The sequence below is a fragment of the Carboxydocella sp. ULO1 genome, from assembly GCF_002049255.1.
GTDB lineage: Bacteria > Bacillota.
On sequence record NZ_BDLQ01000135.1, the window covers coordinates 1 to 1,033 of the forward strand.

The 1,033-nt window shown below is 53.8% G+C and carries 3 tRNA genes and 1 rRNA gene; all 4 read left to right on the forward strand.

The window, feature by feature from the left end:
- A 16S ribosomal RNA gene (locus tag ULO1_RS14000) occupies window positions 1-102 on the forward strand; the annotation flags it as partial.
- 254 nt (window positions 103-356) lie between these two features.
- A tRNA-Ile gene (locus ULO1_RS14005) sits at window positions 357-433 on the forward strand.
- A 14-nt stretch (window positions 434-447) separates the two neighbouring features.
- A tRNA-Ala gene (locus ULO1_RS14010) sits at window positions 448-523 on the forward strand.
- Between the two features lie 21 nt (window positions 524-544).
- Window positions 545-620: transfer RNA gene (locus tag ULO1_RS14015), tRNA-Ala, on the forward strand.
- The last annotated feature ends 413 nt before the right edge of the window (window positions 621-1,033 follow it).

The following is a 1,033-nucleotide window of genomic DNA, read 5'->3' on the forward strand; positions in this document are numbered from 1 at the left end:
GGGCTAACCGCAAGGAGGCAGCCGTCGAAGGTGGGGCAGATGATTGGGGTGAAGTCGTAACAAGGTAGCCGTATCGGAAGGTGCGGCTGGATCACCTCCTTTCTAAGGAGCTGAATGAGCAAGAAGAGGAACGAGTATGGCAAGGCGCCGACAAGGAGAGGCCGGAGGCGTACTGGAGGTACGTCGAGGACCTCGACGCAGTCGGCAACGCAGCCATACGAAGTTCATATTCTTGCGAACGAGTTTGGGTGGAAGAACATCCTGTTTAGTTTTGAGGGATCGAGCTAATCGAGGTTCGAAATTCGAGGTACGAAGTTCGAACCTGAGGCTGGATTTCTCGGTATAGATAACAACATGGGCCTATAGCTCAGCTGGTCAGAGCGCACGCCTGATAAGCGTGAGGTCAGTGGTTCAAGTCCACTTAGGCCCACCATAAAAGCAAAGTGTGGGGGCGTAGCTCAGCTGGGAGAGCACCTGCCTTGCAAGCAGGGGGTCAGCGGTTCGATTCCGCTCGTCTCCACCAAACTCAACAAAAACGAATAGTGGGGGCGTAGCTCAGCTGGGAGAGCGCTTGAATGGCATTCAAGAGGTCAGCGGTTCGAACCCGCTCGTCTCCACCATCTCTACGAAGTTCGAGGTACGAAGTTCGAACCTGGGCTGGATTTCTCAGTTAAATTAGGTCTAGTGCAGTTTTTTGGCCGCCGGGCTTTGGAAACATAGTATTGTCGGCAGCTATGCTGCCGGTAACAATACTAGTGACAGCCGTAGGCGGACAAAAAACCGACTAAACTAAACTGAGGTTGGTTAGGAACGAGCATGGCAAGGCGCCGGCAAGGAGAGGCCGGAGGCGTACTGGAGGTACGTCGAGGACCTCGACGCAGTCGGCAACGTAGCCAGGCGAAGTTCATAAACAACCGAACTGCTCCTTGAAAACCGCACAGAGTAAAAGGTAACACACTCTGCGAAACATCGTAGCGTGTAGAGTGGAACCATTTTGGCCGCCGGGCTTTGGAAACGCAGTATTGTCGGCAGC